Genomic DNA, 411 nt, shown 5'->3' with positions numbered 1-411 from the left:
GCTAACCACGACCTGAACCGAACCTTGAGGCATGCCGACCAAGTACTGCTGCTCGAAAAGGGCGTACTACAAGCATCTGGCAGTGCAGAGCAAGTGCTTGTGCCTGAACAGCTAGAATCCGTATTTAACACGCAAGTAAAAAGCATCTCGGTCGACAATCAAACTTATCTGCTGTTTGGTTAACTTAAGCTCATCAATACAAGGCAATCTATATGTTTAGATATATTCAACGACGACGAATCAAGAAAGTAATCAAATCACTTTCTGCAAAGTTGGTGAAAGCGTACGGAAGCAGTGACTTTTTCTCTATTGGGCAAGTAGAAACGAGTTCATGTGAATTAAGTAAGCGCCAACAACTGGTTGCCTTAGCATTGTTTGCTGATCCACAAGACCTTGCTGCTGAAATTGCTC

The 411-nt window shown here is 43.3% G+C and carries 1 protein-coding gene and 1 pseudogene; both read left to right on the top strand.

What is annotated here, in order from left to right:
- A pseudogene (locus tag AB4486_RS23690) lies at positions 1-183 on the top strand (iron ABC transporter); the annotation flags it as partial.
- A 29-nt stretch (positions 184-212) separates the two neighbouring features.
- The coding region (locus AB4486_RS23685) for a DUF6559 family protein (RefSeq protein ID WP_372119020.1) at positions 213-411 on the top strand (199 nt) is incomplete at its 3' end.

The organism is Vibrio sp. 10N.222.55.C6 (assembly GCF_041473395.1).
In the GTDB taxonomy this organism is placed as follows: Bacteria; Pseudomonadota; Gammaproteobacteria; order Enterobacterales; family Vibrionaceae; genus Vibrio; species Vibrio crassostreae_C.
Note: the sequence above shows the minus strand (reverse complement) of the source record. Positions and strands in the feature narration are given on the sequence as shown.